20 protein-coding genes, 3 tRNA genes, 1 pseudogene and 1 other annotated feature are annotated in these 22,503 nt (G+C 33.4%); of the genes and pseudogenes, 5 read left to right on the top strand and 19 right to left on the bottom strand.

Annotation, left to right across the window (positions count from 1 at the left end):
* Window positions 1-109 precede the first annotated feature (109 nt).
* The 9 genes from BG261_RS08545 to BG261_RS08505 form a co-directional block, all read right to left on the bottom strand.
* Window positions 110-2,008 carry a PTS sucrose transporter subunit IIABC gene (locus BG261_RS08545; RefSeq protein WP_070792908.1) on the bottom strand — a complete coding sequence of 633 codons (1,899 nt, stop codon included), beginning with the start codon at window positions 2,006-2,008 and terminating at the stop codon, window positions 110-112.
* A gap of 1 nt (window position 2,009) precedes the next feature.
* Window positions 2,010-3,713 carry a glycoside hydrolase family 13 protein gene (locus BG261_RS08540; protein WP_070792907.1) on the bottom strand — a complete coding sequence of 568 codons (1,704 nt, stop codon included), beginning with the start codon at window positions 3,711-3,713 and terminating at the stop codon, window positions 2,010-2,012.
* 68 nt (window positions 3,714-3,781) lie between these two features.
* Window positions 3,782-4,780 carry a LacI family DNA-binding transcriptional regulator gene (locus BG261_RS08535; RefSeq protein WP_070792906.1) on the bottom strand — a complete coding sequence of 333 codons (999 nt, stop codon included), beginning with the start codon at window positions 4,778-4,780 and terminating at the stop codon, window positions 3,782-3,784.
* A 129-nt stretch (window positions 4,781-4,909) separates the two neighbouring features.
* Window positions 4,910-6,361: a cardiolipin synthase gene (cls, locus tag BG261_RS08530; RefSeq protein ID WP_070792905.1), complete on the bottom strand. Its 1,452-nt coding sequence runs from the start codon at window positions 6,359-6,361 to the stop codon at window positions 4,910-4,912.
* A gap of 182 nt (window positions 6,362-6,543) precedes the next feature.
* Window positions 6,544-7,830 (bottom strand): MFS transporter, encoded by a 1,287-nt coding sequence (locus tag BG261_RS08525; RefSeq protein ID WP_070792904.1) that lies wholly within the window; start codon window positions 7,828-7,830, stop codon window positions 6,544-6,546.
* Window position 7,831: 1 nt separating this feature from the next.
* Window positions 7,832-8,584, bottom strand: coding sequence for a glycerophosphodiester phosphodiesterase family protein (locus tag BG261_RS08520; protein ID WP_070792903.1), 753 nt, complete (start codon window positions 8,582-8,584; stop codon window positions 7,832-7,834).
* Between the two features lie 251 nt (window positions 8,585-8,835).
* The gene (locus tag BG261_RS08515; RefSeq protein WP_070792902.1) at window positions 8,836-9,522 is read right to left on the bottom strand and encodes a YjjG family noncanonical pyrimidine nucleotidase; all 687 of its coding nucleotides are present in this window, start codon (window positions 9,520-9,522) and stop codon (window positions 8,836-8,838) included.
* Window positions 9,523-9,579: 57 nt separating this feature from the next.
* Window positions 9,580-9,822 (bottom strand): DUF3781 domain-containing protein, encoded by a 243-nt coding sequence (locus BG261_RS08510; RefSeq protein ID WP_070792901.1) that lies wholly within the window; start codon window positions 9,820-9,822, stop codon window positions 9,580-9,582.
* Between the two features lie 133 nt (window positions 9,823-9,955).
* A tRNA-Lys gene (locus BG261_RS08505) sits at window positions 9,956-10,028 on the bottom strand.
* 458 nt (window positions 10,029-10,486) lie between these two features.
* Here BG261_RS08505 and BG261_RS08500 point away from each other — a divergent pair.
* The 4 genes from BG261_RS08500 (at window position 10,487) to recO (ending at window position 12,829) form a co-directional block, all read left to right on the top strand.
* Window positions 10,487-10,558 (top strand) — tRNA-Glu (locus tag BG261_RS08500).
* Window positions 10,559-10,659: 101 nt separating this feature from the next.
* Window positions 10,660-10,731, top strand: a tRNA-Glu gene (locus BG261_RS08495).
* 116 nt (window positions 10,732-10,847) lie between these two features.
* Complete coding sequence (locus BG261_RS08490; RefSeq protein WP_070792900.1) at window positions 10,848-12,020, top strand: pyridoxal phosphate-dependent aminotransferase; 1,173 nt, start codon at window positions 10,848-10,850, stop codon at window positions 12,018-12,020.
* Between the two features lie 8 nt (window positions 12,021-12,028).
* Window positions 12,029-12,829 (top strand): DNA repair protein RecO, encoded by an 801-nt coding sequence (gene recO / locus BG261_RS08485; RefSeq protein ID WP_070792899.1) that lies wholly within the window; start codon window positions 12,029-12,031, stop codon window positions 12,827-12,829.
* Between the two features lie 2 nt (window positions 12,830-12,831).
* Here recO and BG261_RS08480 read toward each other — a convergent pair whose 3' ends face one another.
* On the bottom strand, window positions 12,832-13,698 hold the full coding sequence (locus BG261_RS08480) for a glycerophosphodiester phosphodiesterase (RefSeq protein ID WP_083318313.1): 867 nt from the start codon (window positions 13,696-13,698) through the stop codon (window positions 12,832-12,834).
* A gap of 97 nt (window positions 13,699-13,795) precedes the next feature.
* Here BG261_RS08480 and trhA point away from each other — a divergent pair, with 97 nt between their 5' ends.
* A complete protein-coding gene (gene trhA / locus BG261_RS08475) occupies window positions 13,796-14,434 on the top strand; it encodes a PAQR family membrane homeostasis protein TrhA (RefSeq protein ID WP_070792898.1) in 639 nt (212 codons plus the stop codon).
* 336 nt (window positions 14,435-14,770) lie between these two features.
* Here the strand turns inward: trhA and BG261_RS11765 are convergent, their stop codons facing one another.
* The 9 genes and pseudogenes from BG261_RS11765 to dltC all read right to left on the bottom strand — a co-directional run bounded on the left by BG261_RS11765 (window position 14,771) and on the right by dltC (window position 22,495).
* Entirely contained in the window at window positions 14,771-15,439 is a 669-nt protein-coding gene (locus BG261_RS11765; protein WP_083318323.1) for an HD domain-containing protein, read from the bottom strand.
* A gap of 273 nt (window positions 15,440-15,712) precedes the next feature.
* Window positions 15,713-16,087 (bottom strand): annotated as a pseudogene (locus BG261_RS11760) (HD domain-containing protein); the annotation flags it as partial.
* A 96-nt stretch (window positions 16,088-16,183) separates the two neighbouring features.
* Window positions 16,184-17,452: an MATE family efflux transporter gene (locus tag BG261_RS08465; RefSeq protein WP_070792897.1), complete on the bottom strand. Its 1,269-nt coding sequence runs from the start codon at window positions 17,450-17,452 to the stop codon at window positions 16,184-16,186.
* 204 nt (window positions 17,453-17,656) lie between these two features.
* Window positions 17,657-18,685, bottom strand: a complete 1,029-nt coding sequence (gene trpS, locus BG261_RS08460; RefSeq protein ID WP_070792896.1) for a tryptophan--tRNA ligase — start codon at window positions 18,683-18,685, stop codon at window positions 17,657-17,659.
* Between the two features lie 78 nt (window positions 18,686-18,763).
* Window positions 18,764-18,982, bottom strand: a binding site (T-box leader).
* A gap of 69 nt (window positions 18,983-19,051) precedes the next feature.
* Window positions 19,052-19,645: a signal peptidase I gene (gene lepB / locus BG261_RS08455; RefSeq protein ID WP_070792895.1), complete on the bottom strand. Its 594-nt coding sequence runs from the start codon at window positions 19,643-19,645 to the stop codon at window positions 19,052-19,054.
* A gap of 103 nt (window positions 19,646-19,748) precedes the next feature.
* Entirely contained in the window at window positions 19,749-20,162 is a 414-nt protein-coding gene (locus BG261_RS08450) for a YxeA family protein (protein WP_070792894.1), read from the bottom strand.
* An 86-nt stretch (window positions 20,163-20,248) separates the two neighbouring features.
* Window positions 20,249-20,962 carry an alpha/beta hydrolase gene (locus BG261_RS08445; protein WP_070792893.1) on the bottom strand — a complete coding sequence of 238 codons (714 nt, stop codon included), beginning with the start codon at window positions 20,960-20,962 and terminating at the stop codon, window positions 20,249-20,251.
* A gap of 13 nt (window positions 20,963-20,975) precedes the next feature.
* Window positions 20,976-22,259, bottom strand: a complete 1,284-nt coding sequence (gene dltD / locus BG261_RS08440) for a D-alanyl-lipoteichoic acid biosynthesis protein DltD (protein WP_070792892.1) — start codon at window positions 22,257-22,259, stop codon at window positions 20,976-20,978.
* On the bottom strand, window positions 22,256-22,495 hold the full coding sequence (gene dltC, locus BG261_RS08435) for a D-alanine--poly(phosphoribitol) ligase subunit DltC (protein ID WP_070792891.1): 240 nt from the start codon (window positions 22,493-22,495) through the stop codon (window positions 22,256-22,258). Before dltC ends, dltD begins: the two co-directional genes overlap by 4 nt.
* Window positions 22,496-22,503: the final 8 nt, after the last annotated feature.

The raw sequence follows: 22,503 nt of genomic DNA, 5'->3' as shown, positions 1-22,503 counted from the left end.
TACATAAATTGACATTACCTTTCAAAGACTTATTTTCTTTTATAATATCCTACTTTATTAAATCAGTCAAAATTTTATAAAAAAAGGCCCTTTAAGGACCTTCTGAATTTTATTTTTTCAATATAGGTACAACATGCTCACCATAAAACTTAATTGATTCTACTTGAGTTCCTGAGTCTGTAATGATTACCATTGTAGTAATGTCTTTACCATTTTTGATAATTTGGTCAAGATCCATTGTTCCGAGTTTTTGGCCAACTTCTACATGGTCTCCCGGCTTCACATCAATTTCAAAGGGTGCACCATCAAGCGCCACTGTGTCAATACCCATGTGAATAAGTAACTCAAGACCACTATCACCCTTGATACCTATAGCATGTTTACTAGGAGCAACCATTTCTATAACCCCTGTTATCGGTGCTTTAACAGTTCCTTCACTTGGGATAACTGCAAATCCCTCTCCCATAAGTTTGTTGGCAAATACAGGATCGCTAACTTCTTCAATAGGAATAATTTCACCTGCAAGTGGAGTATGAATTTCATCAATGCTTGTAATAACATCAGTAGATGGAACTGGACTTTCTTTTGGACTATCACTGTCATTTGTTGCGGCAGTTTTAGCTTTACCTGGTACCACAATAATATTAGTCATAACAAAGGCAAATACAAAAGTAAGAATTCCGACAATCACATAAGTTGTAACTTGATAAGGGCTATAAATATACATCAGTGGTGAAAGAAGAACAGCAAGACCATAACTGTTAGCTTGAATGCCCATCAATGAAAGAACCATTCCTCCAAGAGATGAACTTGCCAAAAGTACTCCAATAGCCTTCATACCAGTACGCATAACTACCCCAAATAAAGCGGGTTCACTTACACCAAGTAGTTGAGTAAGAGTTGCTGAAATTCCTGCTGCCTTTACAGCTGAATTTCTAGCTTTGAGAGCGATGGCTAAACAGACTGCTGCATTGGCGAATCCATACATAGCACAAACTGTAATGAGGGGATTAAATCCAGTTGTTGCGATTAAAGATGTTTCAATCATGATGAACATGTGATGCATTCCTGTCATAACAGCAATAGGATAAAGGAATCCGATAATCAAACCACCAATACCGAATGGTAAATGTAAGAACATTTCAATTAGCTTAATCGCTTGCCCTTCAAAGGCGTGAACGATTGGACCAAGTACAAATAAGGCAACTAAAACTGAAACCAAAATTACTACAAATGGTGTAAAGATTAAATCCATTGAGTTTGGCATAATCTTACGCAGTTTCTTTTCAAGCGTTGCACCAATCATACCAGTAATTAATGCTGTTAGGATTGAGCCCTGGTAACCCACTAATGGAATTACACCAAAGGCCATAATTGGTTGAGCAGTGCCACCAGCAACTGCATAGGCATTAGGAAGTGCAGGTGATACCAGCATTAAACCAATTAAGAAACCAATAATAGGAAGTCCACCCATCTTCTTAAAGGCCGACCAACAAATAAATGCTGTTAAAAATCCAAAGGCAGTATCAGTTAAGACTGTTACAAGAGCTGATAGCCATTGAGGAATAGCTTCAGGAGTAGTTCCAAATAAATTCAAAACTGTCGGGTTAAAGAGCACTCCTTTTAAACCTAAGAAAAGTCCTGTTGCACCTAATATTGGAATAATTGGTACAAAGATATCAGCAATATTTCTTACTGCTCTTTGTAACCAAGATGAATCATCTTTAGTCATTTCATCCTTTGATACTTCTGGGAATGAATACTGTTTTTGAACTTCATCGTAAACCTTGTTTACAATACCTGTACCAAGGATAACTTGGTACTGTCCAGCATTATAGAAAACACCCTTTACTTCATCAACAAGTTCTACCTGACTATCATCAATCGCTGAACGATCCTTTACTTGAACACGTAAACGTGTAGCACAGTGAGTTACCGAAACAATATTATCCTCACCAATAAGTTCAACAAGATTATTTGCAATCTGTTTATAGTTAATTTCTGCCATCTTATTTTTCCTTTCTCACTAGAAGAGCTTGATAGGGCTCTAACTCCAAAACTCCATTAATATTTATATCTTTTGAATCGTAATTATCTAAAATCACTTGTCCTTTTATTTCCACTTGGACTTTATCAGAACTTAGGTTTACAAATACTTGTAAAGTATTGTCGTCACCAATTCGCTCATAAGCAATAACATTGTCATCTACTTTAAGACCATTAAACTCACCATAGATTAGGGTATTTCTGTATTGAGAATTCTGTCTCAATTCTATTATTTCCTTGTAAAATGAAAGGGTTGAATCATTTTTTTCCTCTTGATCATTTACATTAATTTCTTGATGATTTCCAACAGGGGATAACCAGCTATCTTTACTAGCTGTAAACCCTGCATTACTTGTAGAATCCCAGTGATATGGTGTTCTACCGTTATCTCTAGAGCGATCGTTTACAAAGCCCATTGCTTCATCTTGGCTAAATCCTTCAAGAATTGAACGATTGTAATTATCAATACTTGATACATCATTGAACTCATCAATGGAAGTTCGTTTGAAATTGGTCATTCCAATTTCTTGACCTTGATAGATGAATGGAGTCCCTCTCATGAAAAAGAACAAGGTTGCCAGTGCTTTTGCTCCAATTTCATTTTGATATTTTTCATCACGTATATACTTATCTATTGATCTTGGTTGGTCATGATTCTCTAAGAAGTTTGCTCCCCATCCATTAGCTTGAAGAGCATACTGACTTTGAAATATTAGATCTCGAAGTTCTGAAACCTTCCAATCAACTTTTTTAAACCACTCGCTACCTGTTTCGACATCAATATCAGCATAGTGGAAATCAAAAATCATATTAAAGTAACCACCTTCACCAATATATCCATCAAATTCATCATAATTTACACCAGGAGCCTCACCAACCGTCACACATTTATGCTTTTCAAATGTTTCATGATTTAGCTCATCGAGGAAAACTTCAATACCCGGACGATTACGTGCCTTATGTTTCACATTTGAAAGACCATCAAGTCCATCAACTGGCATACTAGCATAATCTTGATCCTTCTTAATAAAGGTGATAGCGTCTACTCTAAATCCTGCAATTCCTTTATCAAGCCACCAATTTACCATGTCATAAATTTCTTGACGAAGTAGCGGATTTTCCCAATTCAGATCTGGCTGCCTCTTATCAAAAGTATGGAAGTAATAAGTATCCTCTTCGCCATCAACCTTTTCCCAAACACTACCTCCAAAGATTGACCTCCAATTATTCGGAGCCATTCCATCTTGCCCCTCTTTAAAGATGTAGTAATCACGATACTTACTTTGAGGATCTTTTAGTGCTGCTTGAAACCATGCGTGTTGGTCAGATGAATGATTGACCACAAGGTCTAGTATTACCTTAATTCCAAGACTTTCTGCCTTAGAAAGCATCTCATTTAAATCTTCTTGTGTTCCAAATTCTTCTTGAATACCCTTGTAGTCTGAAATATCATAACCGTTATCAACCATTGGAGAAGAAAAGATTGGACAAATCCAAAGCATTGTTACACCTAAATCTTTTAAGTAATCAAGCTTCTCGGTAATACCTTTTAGATCACCAATACCGTCATTATTGCTATCGTAAAAACTCTTTGGATAAATTTGATAAACAACTTCCTCTTTCCACCATTCGGGTGTATTACCAAATTTCGAAATAACTTTTTCCATTTTTCTCTCTTTCTTTTAACCATTTATGCACTTTATGGTATCGATACCATGTTTTTCAAAAAGAAATATTAAGCGGATTTCCTCTTAATTAATTCTAATTTTAGATTTTTATAATCAACTTCGTAAGTTTGTCCTTCAAGTTTAGCAATAATCAAATTAGTAACTTCTTGACCTAAAGTTTTTACAGGTTGCTGGATTGTCGTTAAAGGCACAGCCAGGATTTCAGTCGATGGCTGATTATCAAACCCCATAATTGCTAGATCTTCAGGAACCTTTAATCCTCGACTTAAGTATTCGCTTAAAATCCCAGTAGCGACCTCATCGCTTGAAGTAAATATAGCAGTCGGTCTCTTGTTTTCATCTTGCTTTAATATTTTACAAGCAACCTCCCTACCATCAGCGATACTGTGGGTCTTCGGAAATATCCAATTCTTTTTGACTGATAAATTACTTTCTGACAAAGCTCTTTCAAATCCCTGCGCCCGATTACTACCATGACCATTTGTCGTCAAATCGCCACCGGTACAATAAGCAATTTTCGAGTAACCTTGATCAATAAGATATTTAGTAGCCTCATAAGAGCCAGCTTCTTGATCCGTTGACACTTGAAGCAAGTCACTTTCAGGAAACTCTTCATTACAAAGGACAATTGGTCCAAATTTCTTATAATTTTCAATAGTTTCAATAGAGCCTTCCATCGAACACATTATGATTGCTGAAACGAATTGCTGTTTAAGCATTTCAAGCATATGAAGTTCTGAAGTTTTATCGTCATAGGTCTGCATGATTAGAACATTGTAACCTTTTGACTTTGCAGTTCTCTCAATGGAATCGACTAGGTAGGAAAAATATGGATTGGTAATTCGTGAAACTAGAATCCCAATGGTATTTCCCTTTTTCGTCCTCAGTTGCGTTGCAACCGAGCTTGGACTGTAATTCAATTCATCCATTGCTTTCTTAATCGCATCCCGCTTGTCATCAGAGATATAGGGGTGATTATTCAAATATCTAGAAACTGTAGAAACTGAAAGCCCAGCCTTCTTTGCAACATCTTTTATAGTTGCCATATTATCTCCTTTGTTGTGGTATCGATTTCATATATAATTTATCAAATATTACATTTGCTGTCAATGTTTTTATGTGTATTATAAAAAAATCCCAAATCTTAGACGATTTGAGATTAAATACATTTAATTTTATAGGATTGGGCTTAATAGTCTTGAGAAATTTTGTTTAAATTTAAGCCAAAGTGATTGATTACTAATTATCTCATCAGTTAATTCAGTAGATTTCTTCATATCATTTTTGAAAATTTCTGCCATTTCTTTGGCCACACCTTCATCATAACAGAAAGCACTGACTTCAAAGTTCAAATCATAACTACGAATATCTTGATTAGTTGTTCCAAATACCCCTAGTCTATCATCCATAACAACCGTTTTTGAATGAATGAATCCATTGTTATAGTTATAAATTTTAACACCATGTTTATGTAGATAATTAGAATAATACTGAGTCGCACGGAAGATAAATGGATGGTCTGGCATATCAGGAACCATGATTCTTACGTCTACTCCTGATTGGGCTGCGGCAACCAATGCTGTAATCATTGGATCATCTGGAACTAGATATGGAGATTGAAACCAAATGTAATCTTCAGCATCCATGATCATTTTCATAAATCCGGTTCTTAAAGTCATAGATTCACTTTCAGGTCCATCTGATACGATTTGAATATCAACATTCCCGACTGGCTCTTTTGGTACCACAAAATAATTATCTTTTCTTTCAAGCTTATCTTTTTCATCAGAGACAGATACATTCCAGTCACGAATGAATGTTTCTTGCAGACCAAAAGCTGCTGTTCCAACCATTCGACCATGAGTATCACGCCAAAAACCAAATTTTTCACTACCATAGATGTACTGGTCACCTACGTTAAAGCCACCAGTCCATCCAATTTGCCCATCAATTACCACCACTTTGCGGTGTAAGTGATAATTCAAACGAGTATTCCGAATAATATCACGCGCAGTGATAAAGGGAATGACTTGTCCTCCTGCTTCTTCAAGAGGTTTAAAGAAACTAGATTTTGTATGACCACCCCATGGATCGTAAATAAGTTTTACTTCGACACCTTGTTTTGCTTTATCAATCAAATGATCACGGAAGATAGTACCTATTTTATCACTAAAAAAAGCATAGTATTCAACGTGAATATTGTCTTTAGCATTTTTAATATCTTCAAATAGCGCTGCAAATTTTTCTTCCCCACTGAGGTAAAAAGAAACATCGTTTCCTCTACATAATGGCGTACGCTCAATATTACTAAAGTAACGTTTTAGCTGACGTTCCTGAGGAGTCATAACTTTCCTCTCAACAGAATGGTTCATTTGATTAATTTTTTCTTGGATGGCACTTAAATCTTGTTTATTTTCTTCAGCAAAATGCTCTACTGTTTTCTTATCAAGACCTCGACCTAGGAATAGATAGGCAATAAAACCAACCCCGGGTAAGAAGATAAGAATCAAAGACCAAGCAAAGATACTTGCTATTGACCTTGGCTTACGAAAAATTGTTATAAGTGCTAGAACGGCATTTATAGAAACCAAAGTCCCCAGTATGCTATAAAATGTTGCAAGTGACATAATTCACTCCTCTCCTAAAAATTAAACTCAATAAAAAATAAATACTATTTTATTTATAAGTAATAATGTTTACTAATTATAACAAAATTTCTCAAAAATAGTGGTTTATAAGCAAATAGTAAATTTACTTGATGAAAAAGGCTGCTTTTCAGCAACCCTTAGTTATTATTATATTGTTTTAACTATGCAGCTTTACTTTTCTTACTTAAGGCCACTAAAACAAATGAACAGAATGCACCAAATAATGCAACTCCTACTCCAATTAAAAAGATAGTTTTATATGCAGCTACTGGATCTGATAGATTATTATCTATAATACGACCATTCATTGAATAGACAAGGAGAACCGGTGCATACGCTAAGAATGATCCTACACTCATAGCTGATCCTGAATACCTAGAATCTATATCAAGTTCTGCAACAGGAGCTAAAATGATACTTTTTGCTAAGAAAATTGAAAATGAAAATAGGAATAATACTATTACAGCTGGAAGAAGTGCTTCTTTCGTTTTTGGAACTATTAAAGTTAAACCAAGTGATGCAGCAGTGACAAGTAGAGCTAGTCCCATTAATAATGATGATGATTTAAGAACTTTTGATGCTATATAACCTGCTAATACACCACATATGATTCCCATAACCCCCGTATTAAAAATACCAAATAATGCAGCTTGTGATGAATTAATTTTATAAACAGCTTGAAGATATGGCACAGTATATATAAGTATGATGTAGCACCAGTATACAGTCAATGCAGAAAGTGAGGCTAGCCAAACTTTTGGTTTAAGCATAACTGCAATCAGTCCTTTTAATGCATCTGCGGCTTTTGCTCCCTCTCCCTCATGTTCAGCTGAAATACCATTTTTAGGAATATATTTCATTACTAAGAAGCATAGAGGTATCAATAGTAAGTTATAAACAAACATACCACCTTTAAATATTGCCAAACCTCCAGCAACTGACATAACAGTTACAAGAATGAAATTCATTAAAACTTCCAATGCTCTACGAACCGACTCTAGTAAACCAAAACCTATAGATCTATTGCTTTCGTTTGTTGTCAGTATTACTCCGTTAAGAACTGCAGGCCAAAAGAACGCATCTACTACACCCCAAATCATAGCAATGAATTTTAATTGCTCAAATCCTGGAGTGAAAAGTAACATATAGTTTATAGTTAAAAATCTTACTAGCATACCCGTAATCAATAATGATCTAGTAGAGAATCTATTATTTATCCATCCACCAGGTATATATAGAAATGTTGATATTCCTAGTGCGCCAAGAATTGTACCTAACTGTGCATTACTTAAATTGAAAACTTCCAGCAATGTATTATAAAATGTACCTTTGAATGCTTCAAATGCCGAATAAATAATCTGTCCAGAACTCACAACTGTTAGAAAACCTAGAAATTTTTTCTTATCTTTAAAGCCTATCTTATTCATTATCGTTTGACTAAAACTCATCTTATTCCCCTTTCTCTCCAACAAATGTATCTGCTACATCTGTAAAAATTCCATCAACTCCCCAGTTGAAAAGTTCATTTGCTCTTCCATGATCATTAACCGTCCATACATTAACGTTATAGCCCCGTTTTTTGATTTCTGAAATCATATCATATGTTAACCTTTCACTCTCTAAGTGAACTGTCTTTGCTCCACATGCATCAGCAATTAATTGCCAATCGGGATACAAAGTATGTTGCTCAAAAAGAATAGCATATTCATATTCAGGAGCAATATTGTGCATCTTAGCTAACATTATCGAATTGAAACTAGAAATAATAATTTCAACGCTAGGATCAATTTGATCTAATAGGTCTTTTAATTTATAAACTAGACCATCCGCTAGTTTATTACCTTCCGGACCTGTAATACCTTTGAGCTCAATGTTCAAATTAATTTTGGTTTCATTAACAAAATCAACAATATCTCTCATAGTTGGCAGTTTTTCACCATCATATTTTGATGAAAACCAAAAACCTGTATCTGCATCTTCGATTTCTGAATAATTCATTCTTGAAACCTCTCCTGATTTATTTGTCGTTCTATCAAGATAGTCATCATGAATAATTACAAGTTCCCCATCGCTAGTCGAAGTAACATCGGTTTCGAACCAATCTACATTATATTTCTCCATTAGCTTAAAACCACCCATTGTGTTTTCAGGTGCTAATACTGGTAATCCCCTGTGCGCAATAATCTTTTTACCTTTATGCATTATATAAATCCTCCAATAAATTTTCCAACATCAAAAATTATATCATGAAAACGCTTCCTTTGCATGTGATTTTCACAAAAAGAACACTTAAAAACACCTTTAACTTAAAGTAAGAACTTCAAGTATGATGTTTGTGATTTCACATATTTATAGTATAAAGATTTAAAACTTATTTGTGTGTAAATTCTTTATTAAATATTTGTAAAAATAAGGTTAATAAAAGCCCCTACTATTAAGCAAGGACTTGAAAGCTATTTTAAAATTTCATATATTTTTTCTATATCATTTATCTCATATGTAGGAACGGCATCGGTTAAGTTTTCAGCATCTTTATTATTAAGCCACAGTGTATCAACTCCTGCATTATTACCACCTTTAATGTCAGAGGATAATGTGTCGCCTATCATTAAAGTCGTATCAGGATTAAAATTTTCTATCCTTTCAAAAGCACAGTTAAAAAATTCTACCATTGGTTTTTGATACCCGGTCTCCTCTGACACAATAACATCTTCAAAAAAACGATATAAATCAGCATCCTTTAGTCTCTTATGTTGAGTGACAGATACTCCATTAGTCAAAATATACATTTTATAATCATCTTGCGACAACTTTTCTAGCACTTCAAGACTTTTCCCTAAAAATTGAGGGTTTTCTGCTAAATGAGAGCGATACTTATTATCCATTTTTGGACCATCAACCTCAATACCTAATGTAGAAAATAAATTAGAAAAACGAGTATTTGTTACTTCTTGACGGCTTATCTTACCGTCTTCATAATCCTTCCAAGCTTGCTTATTTATCTTTAAGTAATAGTCTTTAATATCATCTGTTAACTCAACACCCATATCTTCAAATAGCTTAGCTAGAGCGTAATCTTCAGCAGCGCCAAAATCTAAAATCGTATCATCTAGATCAAATAGTAAAGTTTTGTATTTCATAAATCTTCCTTTTAATATATAAAATAAATGCCCTAAGTCGGACATATGGTTTGCAATTTAAAATCTATTAACTGTTATTACTCTATAGGTATAAGAATTAATAGTAGCACTAATGTTTTCTGAATAATTTTTAACATAATAATTCTTTGCTATTTTCTCAATAACACTACTATCATCAGAGATTAGTGAAAGAATTAAATTTTCAATTGCTATGTTATCAATGTTAAATCCTAGTTTTTTATTAATCCTAGCATATACAAGCTCTGTATAGCATAGATTCTTCAATATCCCATTTTTCATAACTCATTATAGCATACAACAAATATACAATATCATTTGGAATTCAGAATTCACTAGAACAAAAAGTGTGACAACTCACATTTAAAACAATAAAAAAGCCTTCTATGAAAGGATTCATAGAAGGTCTACTTAGTGCCCCCTGTAGGATTTGAACCTACGACCCATGGATTAAGAGTCCACTGCTCTGCCAACTGAGCTAAGAAGGCTTGTTAAAGCTTTAATAAGCTTACTTGAATATTATAGCACTTAAGTTATAAATTTCAATATATTTTTTCAAAAAAATAAAGTACTGATTGAATGCCGTATACCAACTCGTGTATTGAACCCGCCTAATAGACAAGGTGGGCTTCTCGCTCTTACTAAGACTAGCTCCCGGATGTTCGGTATGCACGCTGTAAGATGTCTTCGAATCCCAAAGCAATACGATTTAGTCGGTCAAAAAAGATGAGCTGATTCGCACATTCCAGTACCTTTATCTGTGTATATAATACCATTAAATTTTAAAATTTTCAAGAACTTGAATACGCTTGCAAAATTGCTTAAAAATAAAAAAGCAGAGCAGACAAAGTCATTATAAACCTTTTTTTAAAAAAATACAAAAAATTTCTAAAAAGTTGTTGACAAAGTAGAGGGTATCGGGGTATACTATTCAAGTAGTGTTTTTGGTCCGTTGGTCAAGGGGTTAAGACACCGCCTTTTCACGGCGGTAACACGGGTTCGAATCCCGTACGGACTATTAAATCTTAATGATTTATACACAACTACAATCGTAGTTGATTTGAATAGAAATAATACAACGAAGTATTAATCTATTTTAAACTACTATATATTTACCCTGGTCCGTTGGTCAAGGGGTTAAGACACCGCCTTTTCACGGCGGTAACACGGGTTCGAATCCCGTACGGACTATCTTATAAAACTTCAGCAATTGTTGAAGTTTTTTTGTTGTCTACTAATTAGCATTGAATAATTCTGAAAATACTGATAAAATCATTGCTAAGCATTATATAATCTAGGAGGATAACATGGATTTATCACACCGTTTTAATCAAAATATTAATAAAATTGCTGTTTCTGAAATTAGACAATTTGACCAAGAGGTTTCTAAGATTCCAAATATTATTAAATTAACACTTGGAGAACCTGATTTTAATACACCAGAAGAAGTTAAAGCTGCAGGTATTGCTGCAATTGCTGATAATCAAAGTCACTACACAGGTATGAGTGGTTTACTTCCACTTCGTCAGGCTGTCAGTGAGTTTATGAAAGAAAAATATAATTTATCTTATAATCCTGACAATGAAATTTTGGTCACCGTAGGTGCTACTGAGGCTATTTCAGCAAGTCTTCTTTCAATTCTTGTTGAAGGTGATAAGGTACTTATTCCTGCTCCTAACTATCCAGGTTATGAACCTATTATTACTTTGGCTGGTGGCGAGGTTATTACCATTGATACTACACCAAATAATTTTATCCTAACACCTGAGACACTAGAACAATCACTAATTGATGGTGGTGAAAGTGTTAAGGCTATTATTCTAAACTACCCATCTAATCCAACGGGTGTGACTTATTCTAGAGAACAGATTAAGGAATTTGCTGAGGTTCTTAAAAAATATGAAGTCTTTGTTATCAGTGATGAGATTTATTCTGAACTGAACTACACTGGTGAAGAACATGTATCGATTGCTGAATTTATTTCTGAGCAAACAATTGTTATTAATGGACTTTCAAAATCACATGCTATGACTGGTTGGCGTATTGGATTCATCCTAGCAACTGAAGCTATCACTGCCCAACTTATCAAGACGCATCAATATTTGGTTACTGCTGCTACTACTAACGCGCAATTTGCAGCAATCGAAGCTTTAACCGCAGGAAAAAATGATGCTTATCCTATGAAGGTTGAATACATCAAGCGTCGTGATTATATTGTAGAAAAAATGACTGCACTTGGTTTTGAGATTATCAAACCTGATGGAGCCTTCTACATTTTTGCTAAAATACCAGCTGGGTATGAACAAAATTCATTTAAATTCTTACTAGATTTTGCTCAAAAGAAACAAGTAGCTTTTATACCGGGAAGTGCTTTTGGTGAACTAGGTGAAGGTTATGTACGTCTTAGCTATGCTGCTAGTATGGAAACGATTGAGACAGCTATGACTCGTCTAAAAGAATATATGGAAGAAAATAAGTAAGGTTAACTATGCCTCAAATGGAATCAAATGCTCTTGTCCTCTACTCTCAAAATTACAAGGAACAGGACAAATTGGTAAAAATCTTTACCAAGGAGCATGGCAAAAGAATGTTTTTCCTAAAAAATCCGTCTAAGTCTCGTTTAAATTTTGGAATTCAGCCACTAACTTCTGCAAATATGATCTTTCAAATAAATGATACTGGTTTTTCATTCATTAACGATATTAGCGAAGTAAGGATTTTCAAAAATATTAATGAAGATATTTTCCTCAATGCCCATGCTGCTTACTTAGTGGCCCTCGCTGATGCATCCATATCAGATAACATTAAAGATGTTCCCTTGTTTGAATTTCTAACAAAGAGTTTAGAGTTAATTGACTCGAGATTTGATAGGGAAGTAATAACAAATATTTTTGAATTGCAGATTATGGGGCACTTTGGTTCTAGTATTGACTTTTCACAGTGTGTCTTTTGTCATAGAACCGACTTGCCAATGGACTACTCCTTCAAATACAATGGCTGCCTCTGTATTAATCACTTCAATGAAGATGAACGACGTAGCCATTTGGATCCAAATGTCATATATTTTGCAAATCTCTTTATGCACGTTGATTTAAATAAGATACAAAACATTTCATTAAAAGATGACTTGAAAAAGAAAATCCGTCTCTTTATTGACGAATTATATGAGGAATATGTTGGAATACATCTCAAGCCTAAGAAATTCTTAGATCAAATGGATTCATGGTCAAGTTTGATGACCGATCTAGGACAAGCACGAAAAAGTGAAGAAAATGATAAAGAGAGTTAAAATCAACTCTCTTTTTTGTATTCATTTCTAATCTTCACAGCACGTTCTGGATAATCTGTCATTATTCCTAAAACATTCAGACTAGAAAGTGCAATTTTAATATCTAAATCACTATTTATAGTCCAAATCCTAAAGAACTTTTCAGATTTATCAAGCTTATCTATATTTTTATATAACCAATCAACTCTAGGATGGATGGTATTTGCAAATGGTGAGTCTAAGCCTCTAATAATTCTATCTTTTTCATTCTTGGCTAGATATGCTAGCTCTGTGTCTGGCTCTAAATCATGTAATAGTTCAAGACTTTTATAATTAAATGAGCAATATATATGAGAAAAAGGATAATTTTTCTTAAGCATCAATTCTGATACTTTTTCTTCAATTCCTGGATAGTAATATTTATCTGTCTTTATCTCAATATTCAATATACCTTTGAAATCTAACTCTTTCAAAAGTTCCAGAACTTCTTTCAAGGATGGAATTTTTTCATTTTTATACTTTTTGTCAAACCATGACCCTGCATCAAATTTTTGAATTTCACTTAAGGTTAAATTTCTGACAAAACCATGTCCATTACTGGTTCTATTAATTGACTCATCATGGATAACAACAATTTCCCCGTCTCTTGTCAGATGAACATCAAGTTCTATCCCGTCTGCTCCAACCCTAACTGCTTCTTCAAAGGCTGCAAGTGTATTTTCTGGTCGATTCGACTTGCTTCCTCGGTGAGCAAAGATTTGCAAATCGCCTTGGCCATTTAAATTCAGTTTTTTCTTTAGGCGTGAGCGTCTTAAAGATAAATTTATATTTTCATAAGTATCAGCAAGTTTTGCTAGTTGATTTTTAAATTGTAAATAAATTTTCCTCATACTCTCCCCCTAACTTTTGCTTCAATTATATACTAAAGCTGTTAATTCTACAAAAAAGTAGTAGAATAGGATAAAGTATTAAATTAGGAGGCATAAAATGCAAGAAAGTAGAGCTTACAGAATAACTAATGAAGTGTTTAATGCGGTAACTCACGGTATCGGTTTTGGTTTAGCAGTTGCTGGACTAGTGCTTTTAATCATCAAAGGCGCTCATATGGGACCTTTAGCTACCGTATCCTTCACTATCTACGGAGCGTGTCTTACTCTTTTATTCCTCTTTTCAACACTTTTCCACAGCCTAATTTTTACCAAGGCAAACAAGGTATTCCAAGTATTTGACCACTCATCAATCTATCTCTTGATTGCGGGTACTTATACCCCCTATTGCCTAGTGACAGTCGGTGGGTGGCTCGGAATTTCAATGATGGTAGCTATTTGGCTTCTTGCCATTGCAGGTATCGTCTACAAAAGCATCGTCTTACCGAAAATGGACAGCGTACCAAAAATTTCAACAGTCATCTATATTATTATGGGCTGGCTATGTGTCGGAATGATCGTCCCACTTTGGAACACCCTAAATCCTACAGCCTTCTGGCTCCTAGTAGCTGGTGGTGTCGTCTACACAAGTGGAGCCTTCTTCTACACAGTCAAGTTTCCCTTCAACCACGTTGTTTGGCACCTATTCGTTATGGCAGCAGCAATGCTTATGTGGTTCTCTGTATACCTCTATGTATAGAATCTTTAATTTATAATAAACGAAAAAGGTGTGGATTTTCCACACCTTTTATAGTTGATTAAAATAGAAATATCTTCGTTTTACTACGCTGTCGATTACACTTAAATAAGCAAGCTTATTAGTGTAAGTCGCAAGACAAGGCCATTCGCTTCGCTACGATGTCCATAGAACTTAAATTGCTGAAGCAATTAGTTCTAGTGGCGACGAATTGATGATAGAACTAGCGTTCATCGAGATGAGTCACTATACTATGTTACGATGTCGATTATACTTTAATAAGCAAGCTTATTAGTATAAATCACAACGATGTATTAATCTATTTTTAAGTGACTATATTTAGCTAACTTCAATCCAATCTCTTTCAATTCCTGTGACAAAATCATGCATTATCTGATCACGACCTTTTGCAAGTTCACGCGCTTCTTCAGTATTCAGCTTATCACTTAATAAAAATAGTTTTTCATAAAAATGATTTATTGTGGTTCCTTCTGAATTACGATATTCATCCTTTGATAAATCATGACGAGGCTTAATACTAGGATCATACAATTTACGACTATGTGACCATCCATATTCAAGTGCTCTATTTATTGCAATAGCACCCATACTATCAAGACGGTCCGCATCCTGAACGATTTGTCCAACTAAATCCAATTCCTTTTGACCATCCATATTAGCAGAGAAACTCATATTGTCGATAATATAAATTATCTTATCAATTACATCTTGTTCAATTTCTAGTTTTGAAAGAAAGTTGATTACCTTAACTTTTTGTTCCAAACTATCCACAAAAAGCTTTTGATCATAACAATCATGTAGATAAACCGTAGCTAGGACTGTAAACTTATCCACATGTGAATAAGTTTCTAGAATTTTTTGAGCTAAACCAGCTACTCGTCTAATATGATTAAAATCATGACCATCATTATTTTCCGAATGAGTATTATAGGCAAAATCTCTTATTATTACTAATTTCTCATCATTTAATAAGGCAGGATTATCCATAACCCATTCTGCTTCAATAGCTGCCACAAAATCACGAATAAATTTATCACGCTCAAAACACATATCCTGAGCCTGTTTTGTATTAAGCATATCCTTTAAAAGAAATAATCTTTCCTTAAAATGAGTTATGGTGCTACTATCTGCCTTACGATAGTCCTCCTTGGACGTAAAAATCTGAGCTACTTCCTCTGGATTATAAAGGGGAATATTATGATACCAACCGAATTGTAGAGCACGTGTAACAGCTATTGGTCCAAGGCTATCAATCCTATCAGCATCTTGTACTATTTGTCCGTTAAGATCAAGAGGTGCTTTACCATCCAGACTTGCTGCAAAACTCATATTATCAATAATAGAAAATATTTGGATAATAATATCCTCATCAAGCTCTAAAGACTTTAGAAATTCTTTTACAGCTTCTTTTTGTTTGATACTATCATCAAATAACTTCTCATCATAAGTATCATGAAGATAGCATGCTGCTAAAACTAAAAATTCGTCTGCCTGTGGATAATCTAGCAAAAGTTCTTTAGCTAATTCCACTACCCTCTGGATATGTTCAAAATCATGACCTTCATTAAAATTCGAATGAATATCTGCTGCAAAGTTCGAAATTTCTCTAAGATTAAGCTCTTGAGAATTGTTCATTGGTAATCACCTCTTTTCTTAAATTGTGGAGTTTTATTCTATCATAAATTGTTAATAAAATCTTAAATAAAAAAAAGCAAATCTATATAATCTGCCTTAATTCAATTTTATTGTATTTAAATTAATTTTTCTCATGAAAATACATGTAAGTATAAACAGTGTTAATCCAAAGATAGCATATAGTGAATAATAACTTTGAAAGCCTAATAACTGGATTAAAAGTAAGATAATAATTCCCAATATGTTTACAATACTAGTGTATTTAACAACTAAATTCTCATGTCCATCACATTGAAGATACATTTTTGAAGTTTCATACAAAGGTGTTGCTCCCATGATAATAAAAGTATAAATAGCTACAGGTATTAAATTTTGTTTTATATCTTGTGCTAAAAATTGACTAAATTTGTTAGCAGATAAAATTGCCAATACTGAGAACAAAGAAGAAACCAACAATGAATTTCTATATATAGTCCTCATAAATTCACTAGTATTATTACCTTTCTCTGCCTCAGGTAGAAAAATAGAAACTGCTCCTGCATAAGTAAACGCAGGAATTTTAGCCATACCGAATAACTGACTAATTACAGCATAAGAACTAAGTGCAACAAGTCCTTGTCTTCCCATTAAAGCATCAAATATCATGATAAATAAGACACTTTCTAATACTTCCTGTATAGTCAAAGGTATACCAAATTTAATTAGCTCTCTTTTACAAGTCGATTTTATTTTTATTGACATAAATACAAGAGGATAAATCAATGAAAAATAAGAAATGATAATTAATAGTAAAGATATAATTGCTGATAGGGCCGCCCCCTTGATTCCTAATCTAGGTACTAATAGATAATTTAAAAGCACGTCAATTATTGAACTTACAAAGCCAATCCAAAATATAGGCTTTGTCTTTTGTTCAACTTTCAAGAGATTAGTAAACAAAAAGCTAAGCAATGTTAATAGAATATAAGGTGACATTATTAACAAATAATTTTTACTTTCTTCAAGAAGTACTCCATCAAAAGAATAGAATTTTTCTAAAAAAATACTTCCAAAAAAAATTGAAAAAACAATAAAAATAAATCCAATTATTAAATCAATTATTAAAGATGATTTCAATAAGTCATAAAATCTATCCCTATCTTCCATATTATGTGCCCTTGAACCTTTAATATTGAATGAAAGACTGAAGGCACCTAATATTCCTCCAAAAGCAAATAATAGATTTTGAATAATTGTAATGCCTGAAAGTGCTGTGCTAGAACCTGATACAGCAAAATGTAAAGATAATTGCCCAATAATAATTTGTATAATATTTGTTGCAATTAATGGTAAAACATAAGCGTTGATTTTTTTCGAGTAATTCATTTTATATCCTTTAGTTATTTCTGCAAAAATATATTATGTATATAGTATCACAAACAAACAATAAGTAAAGATATTGTATATAAAAATATTTAATATTTTTAATTATTTTGTTTAACATTAAGATACATAAATAGCCCTAATCAATAGATTAGAGCTATATGGGTATACTATTTCAAATTCTAAATGAAAATTTTATGATTATCATTATTTAAAATAATTTAATCCCATTGCATCTTTTACTTCATCAAGCGTATTAGCAGCGACTGCTTGGGCTTTTTCACTACCATCTTTAAGCATTTGGTAAACTTGTCCCATATCTTTAGCATACTCTAAGCGACGTTCACGGATTGGTCCTAACTCACGATCTAGAACTTCTAGTAAATAACGCTTAGTTTTAACATCCCCAAGACCACCAGCTGAATATTGTTCTTTCATATCAGCAATTTTTTGAGCGTCATCAGCATTTCCGAATACATCTAGATAATGGAATACCATATTACCTTCAACTTGTCCTGGATCTTCAACACGAATATGATTAGGATCAGTATACATACTCATAACTTTCTTCTGAAGCGTGTCAATGTCATCTGATAGGTAAATACCATTATTTAATGATTTAGACATTTTAGCGTTACCATCAAGCCCAGGTAGACGTCCTGCAGCTTCATTATCAGGATAAATTCCTTCTGGTTCAACTAATACATCAGTATTATAAGCGTTGTTGAATGAACGAACAATCTCGCGAGTCTGTTCAATCATTGGCTTTTGGTCATTACCAACTGGAACAAGATTAGCCTTAAAAGCAGTAATGTCTGCTGCTTGAGATACTGGATAAACCAAGAAACCTGCAGGAATACTTTCTCCAAATCCCTTTTGAGAAATTTCCGTTTTTACTGTTGGATTACGTTCCAAACGTGCAAGACTAACTAAGTTCATAAAGTACATTGAAAGCTCAGCAAGTTCTGGAATTTGGCTTTGAATAAAGATAGTTGATTTAGAAGGATCAAGACCTGCTGCCAAATAATCAAGTGCCACTTCCCCAACACTTTCAATAATCTTTTGAGGCTCTTTTGCATGGTCTGTCAATGCTTGTTGATCAGCTAGAAAAACAAATAAATCATATTTCCCCTGATTTTGTAAAAGCACTCGATTACGTAATGAACCTACATAATGACCAATATGAAGTTTACCTGTTGGTCTATCACCTGTTAAAATAATTTCTTTTGATGTCATCTTCTTCTCCTCATATTAAATAATAATTAAGTTCTTCGATTCAAAAAAATAAAAAAACGCATATAGATTAATAATCTATATGCGGGCGTCTCACGACACGGTACCACCACAATTCGGAATATATCTATTCCCTCTAATTGTCTAAAAACAATTGTCTGATATCGGTGACTTCCGTGATTTTTATTTTTTCAAATCATTATTTTTAAGCAAAGCCCATTCACACTTTTTATGATATTGACTCGCACTACCCGCCAATTCTCTGAAATCATTCCAAATGCTACTTTTCTTCGCTCTTATTAATGTAAATTATATAAGTAATCTACATACCTGTCAATCTAAAAATTTTTAGGTCTAAAGTTGTTTAAGTTAATTTACTGTCCCAATTGACTTAAATGGCCATACTCTAAATTTTACTTTACCTAAAATATCTTTTTTCTCAATCGAACCTAGTCTCCGGCTATCTTCCGAGATTAATCGATTATCTCCAAGTAAATAATATTGTCCTTGAGGTACAGTCACTTCAAATTTTGAGTTAAAATCTTTATCCAGGGTAAAATACTTTGTTTCTCTTGCCCACTCTTGAAATTCACTATTAAATGAATACTCTTTTTGCAGCTTCTCTGTCTTAAGTTTCTGTTTGTAATCATCTAAATACGGTTCATCATATTTTTGACCGTTAATAGTCAAAGTATCATCTTTATAAGAAATTTTGTCCCCTGGTAATCCAACAATTCTCTTGATTATATCTTTTTTATCGCCGTTATTATTAGTTTCTTCTGCAACTACTATATCGAAACGATCTAATCTTTCCGTTTTAAGGAGAATTAAACGTTGACCATCTGTCAAAGTAGGATCCATAGAAGGTCCTGATACTACAACAGGTGACCATAAAAAGGCTCGAGACAGAAAATATAGGGCTAAAACAAGTACAAATATACCCCATTCACGTAAAAATTTCATTTTTACCACCTTTGAAATTTATTTACAACATCTATCAATTAATTAATTACTAATAATATTGTAGGCTCAAGTTTAACTTACTATGTCTATTTTGTCCAAGATATTACTTTTTATATTCCTTATTCATAACTTTTTGTAAATCTTTAGGTATGTCATCCCAAGATACAAACTCCAAATATTTCACATAAGTACCTTTATGTTCTAACTTACCATAGTTTTGTCCTTCCGGTGATTGTCCTCCCGAAAAAGTCAAAGTAAGAGGTTTCTTCCCAGCCTTATCATAGACAGGTTCTACATAATCATCTGGAACTTGTATTTGATTAGACTTTTCTACGTAAGCCTTCCCACCATTATAGGTTACTTCTGGTGGAAGTGTAGCATATCCATAGGTCATTTTCATTAACGGATTTATACGGTCAACAATTTCATTCTTATTTTGATAAAAAGTAAAAAATGCAAACACAAGAAGAACTATTGTTCCTAGGGTCAAGACAGGGACTAAAAATCTATTGTTCATAATATTCCTCCGATTTATATTATATAATCACATGTTTGTATTAGATTAAGATGTAAAGCCATATTATTTTTTACAAAAAATACCTCTTACTGAGGTATTCTTAAAATTGAAGTTAATGAATCAACTATCAATTGATTTTGAGGTAAAGCTGAGTGATAGCTTGTAAGACCTGAAACGTTTAGTTCAGTAAAATCTGCTACCGTCTTATAGAAAATATCTTTACTAGCCCAAGCACTTCTATTAGCAACTATCCCATCATCTAAACCCGCTATTGCATGGACCTTAAGATTTCTAGGAATACTATTCTTTTCTCTTATCAGATCAATAAGCATTGGTGTTTTCTTTCCATCTTTTCTATCAAGATTGAAAGGAGTACCAATTGTAACCAAATTAAGAATTGTCTTGTCATAGTTTCCAAAATATTTTTCTAAGAAAATAGTCCAGTTTAGTCCGCCATTAGAGTGACCTACTGCATTAAATTCTTCAAAGTCGAAACGTGAAACTAGATATGCAAATGCTGCGTCTAATAATTGAGCTTGTTCTTTAATATTTTCATAGCCATCACGATTATTTTCAAAGGCTATAACTACATAGCCTTTGAAAACTCCCGTTGTTGAGATAACTTTATTAGAATTTACAACAAGTTTAAGAACATTCTTGGGATTTATATTCATCATTTTAAAGGTTAAATCAAAGCGATTTTTACCTGCAGAGCTCCCTGGAATAAAAATTGCCGGACAATGTACTCCTGTTTTTATTGTCTTTGGAGTTTTTACAAACAAATTTTTAAAAAAAGCCATGATCTGTCCCCTTTTAATTTTCTGTATTCAAAGTTGATTGTCCAATTTTATCAGGTTCTAACATTGCCCAATCCTTAGACAAGAATTGATCATTATCAATTTTATATCCAGGCTTAATATATTTTTTAGATAGGAATGGATTAATATATCTATCTAAATCAAGCCATCCACGCCATCCTATATGGATTGTATCTTGCATATAGTATGGTTTATCACTCTCATTAGAAAGATCAGCAATATTATTAAAGCCTTGTTCAGTTAATTGATGTTTAATTTTTTTCACAGTATCTTGATACATTTTAGGGCTTAAACCTGTGTAATCAATCCACTTTTGATTAATAGGCGGAATTACAAATAGAACTTCGACTTTTTGTTTGGCAAATTCATCAAGAACCAACTGAAAATCATTGTATTCTTTTGATCTTGTATAATCAAAATGGGCCTGAGCACCTTTTAATCGACCAACATTAGCCCTTAAGCGCTCATTATAAAAACTATTTTTGATACCTAAATCATTATTTGTAGTATTTTTCTTAGCTTGATCTGTAGCTATTTGATCCAATTCTTCATAATTATAGGTGTCTGGAAGTGGTTTTTCCATAGGTATAATCTTTTTCTTATAGTTATCTTTTAAGTCAAAACGAGAAAATAAGAGATCTTCATTGGATAAAATTCCCAAATCAAAGCTAACTTTTCTTTTTTGTTTATCACTCAATGGGTGGCCTTTAGCAACCTGTCTGAAAAGCTCATCATCTTGAATTCCCATGTCCAAATATCTCTGAGCTGCATACCTATCTTCTGCAGAATCAGTAGCATTTTTCAGGAAATAAATTCCTTGAATTTTTGAATAAAAAGTTTGAAAGGCTGCCTTATTTTGTCCTTTTGGATCAAACCATTGAGGACTAATACTGAAGACCACTTTCTTACCAGCAATATCATCTTGAATAGGTTGCATAGCTGAGTACTGAGTTAATGATTGAGTACCCATATATCCTAAAAGAAATGGAGTGTAATCTCTCTTATACTTATCAGCAAGAACTGATGGGTGAAATGAATCAAACCTTGTTAATTCACTTGAACCCATAAAAGGAACATACCTTTTTTCCTTATTTTGAAAGGCCGCTTTTTTTAGTGCACGTCCTTTAAAAACTCGTGTCTCAAGTGATGAAGCTGCCTTATTTAAAACCTTATCTGAATACCTTACATCTGAATTAGTAAAAGCCAGTAAACTAAATAAAATACCTGCTGCGATGACTAGTGGACCAAAGATCCACCACAGGCGTTTTACTAGTTTCATCCTAACATCTCCGTAACCTTAGCGATAACTTTATTTGGAGTGTCCCATTCTTCACGAACAAAACCTAAAACAGGAATTGTCACACCAAATTCGTCCTGAATACTCATCAATACTTCAATAGTTGCCATTGAATCAAGCAAACCATTATCGTAAAAGTTTTCGTCCATCATTGAAGAAACATCTTCTCCCGAAACTTCTTCCATAATATCAATAATTCCATTTTTTACATTTTCCATTTTTATTT

This window comes from Floricoccus tropicus (genome assembly GCF_001832905.1).
Lineage (GTDB): Bacteria > Bacillota > Bacilli > Lactobacillales > Streptococcaceae > Floricoccus > Floricoccus tropicus.
The sequence above is the reverse complement of the archived record's forward strand: the minus strand, read 5'-3'. Positions and strand labels throughout refer to the sequence as shown.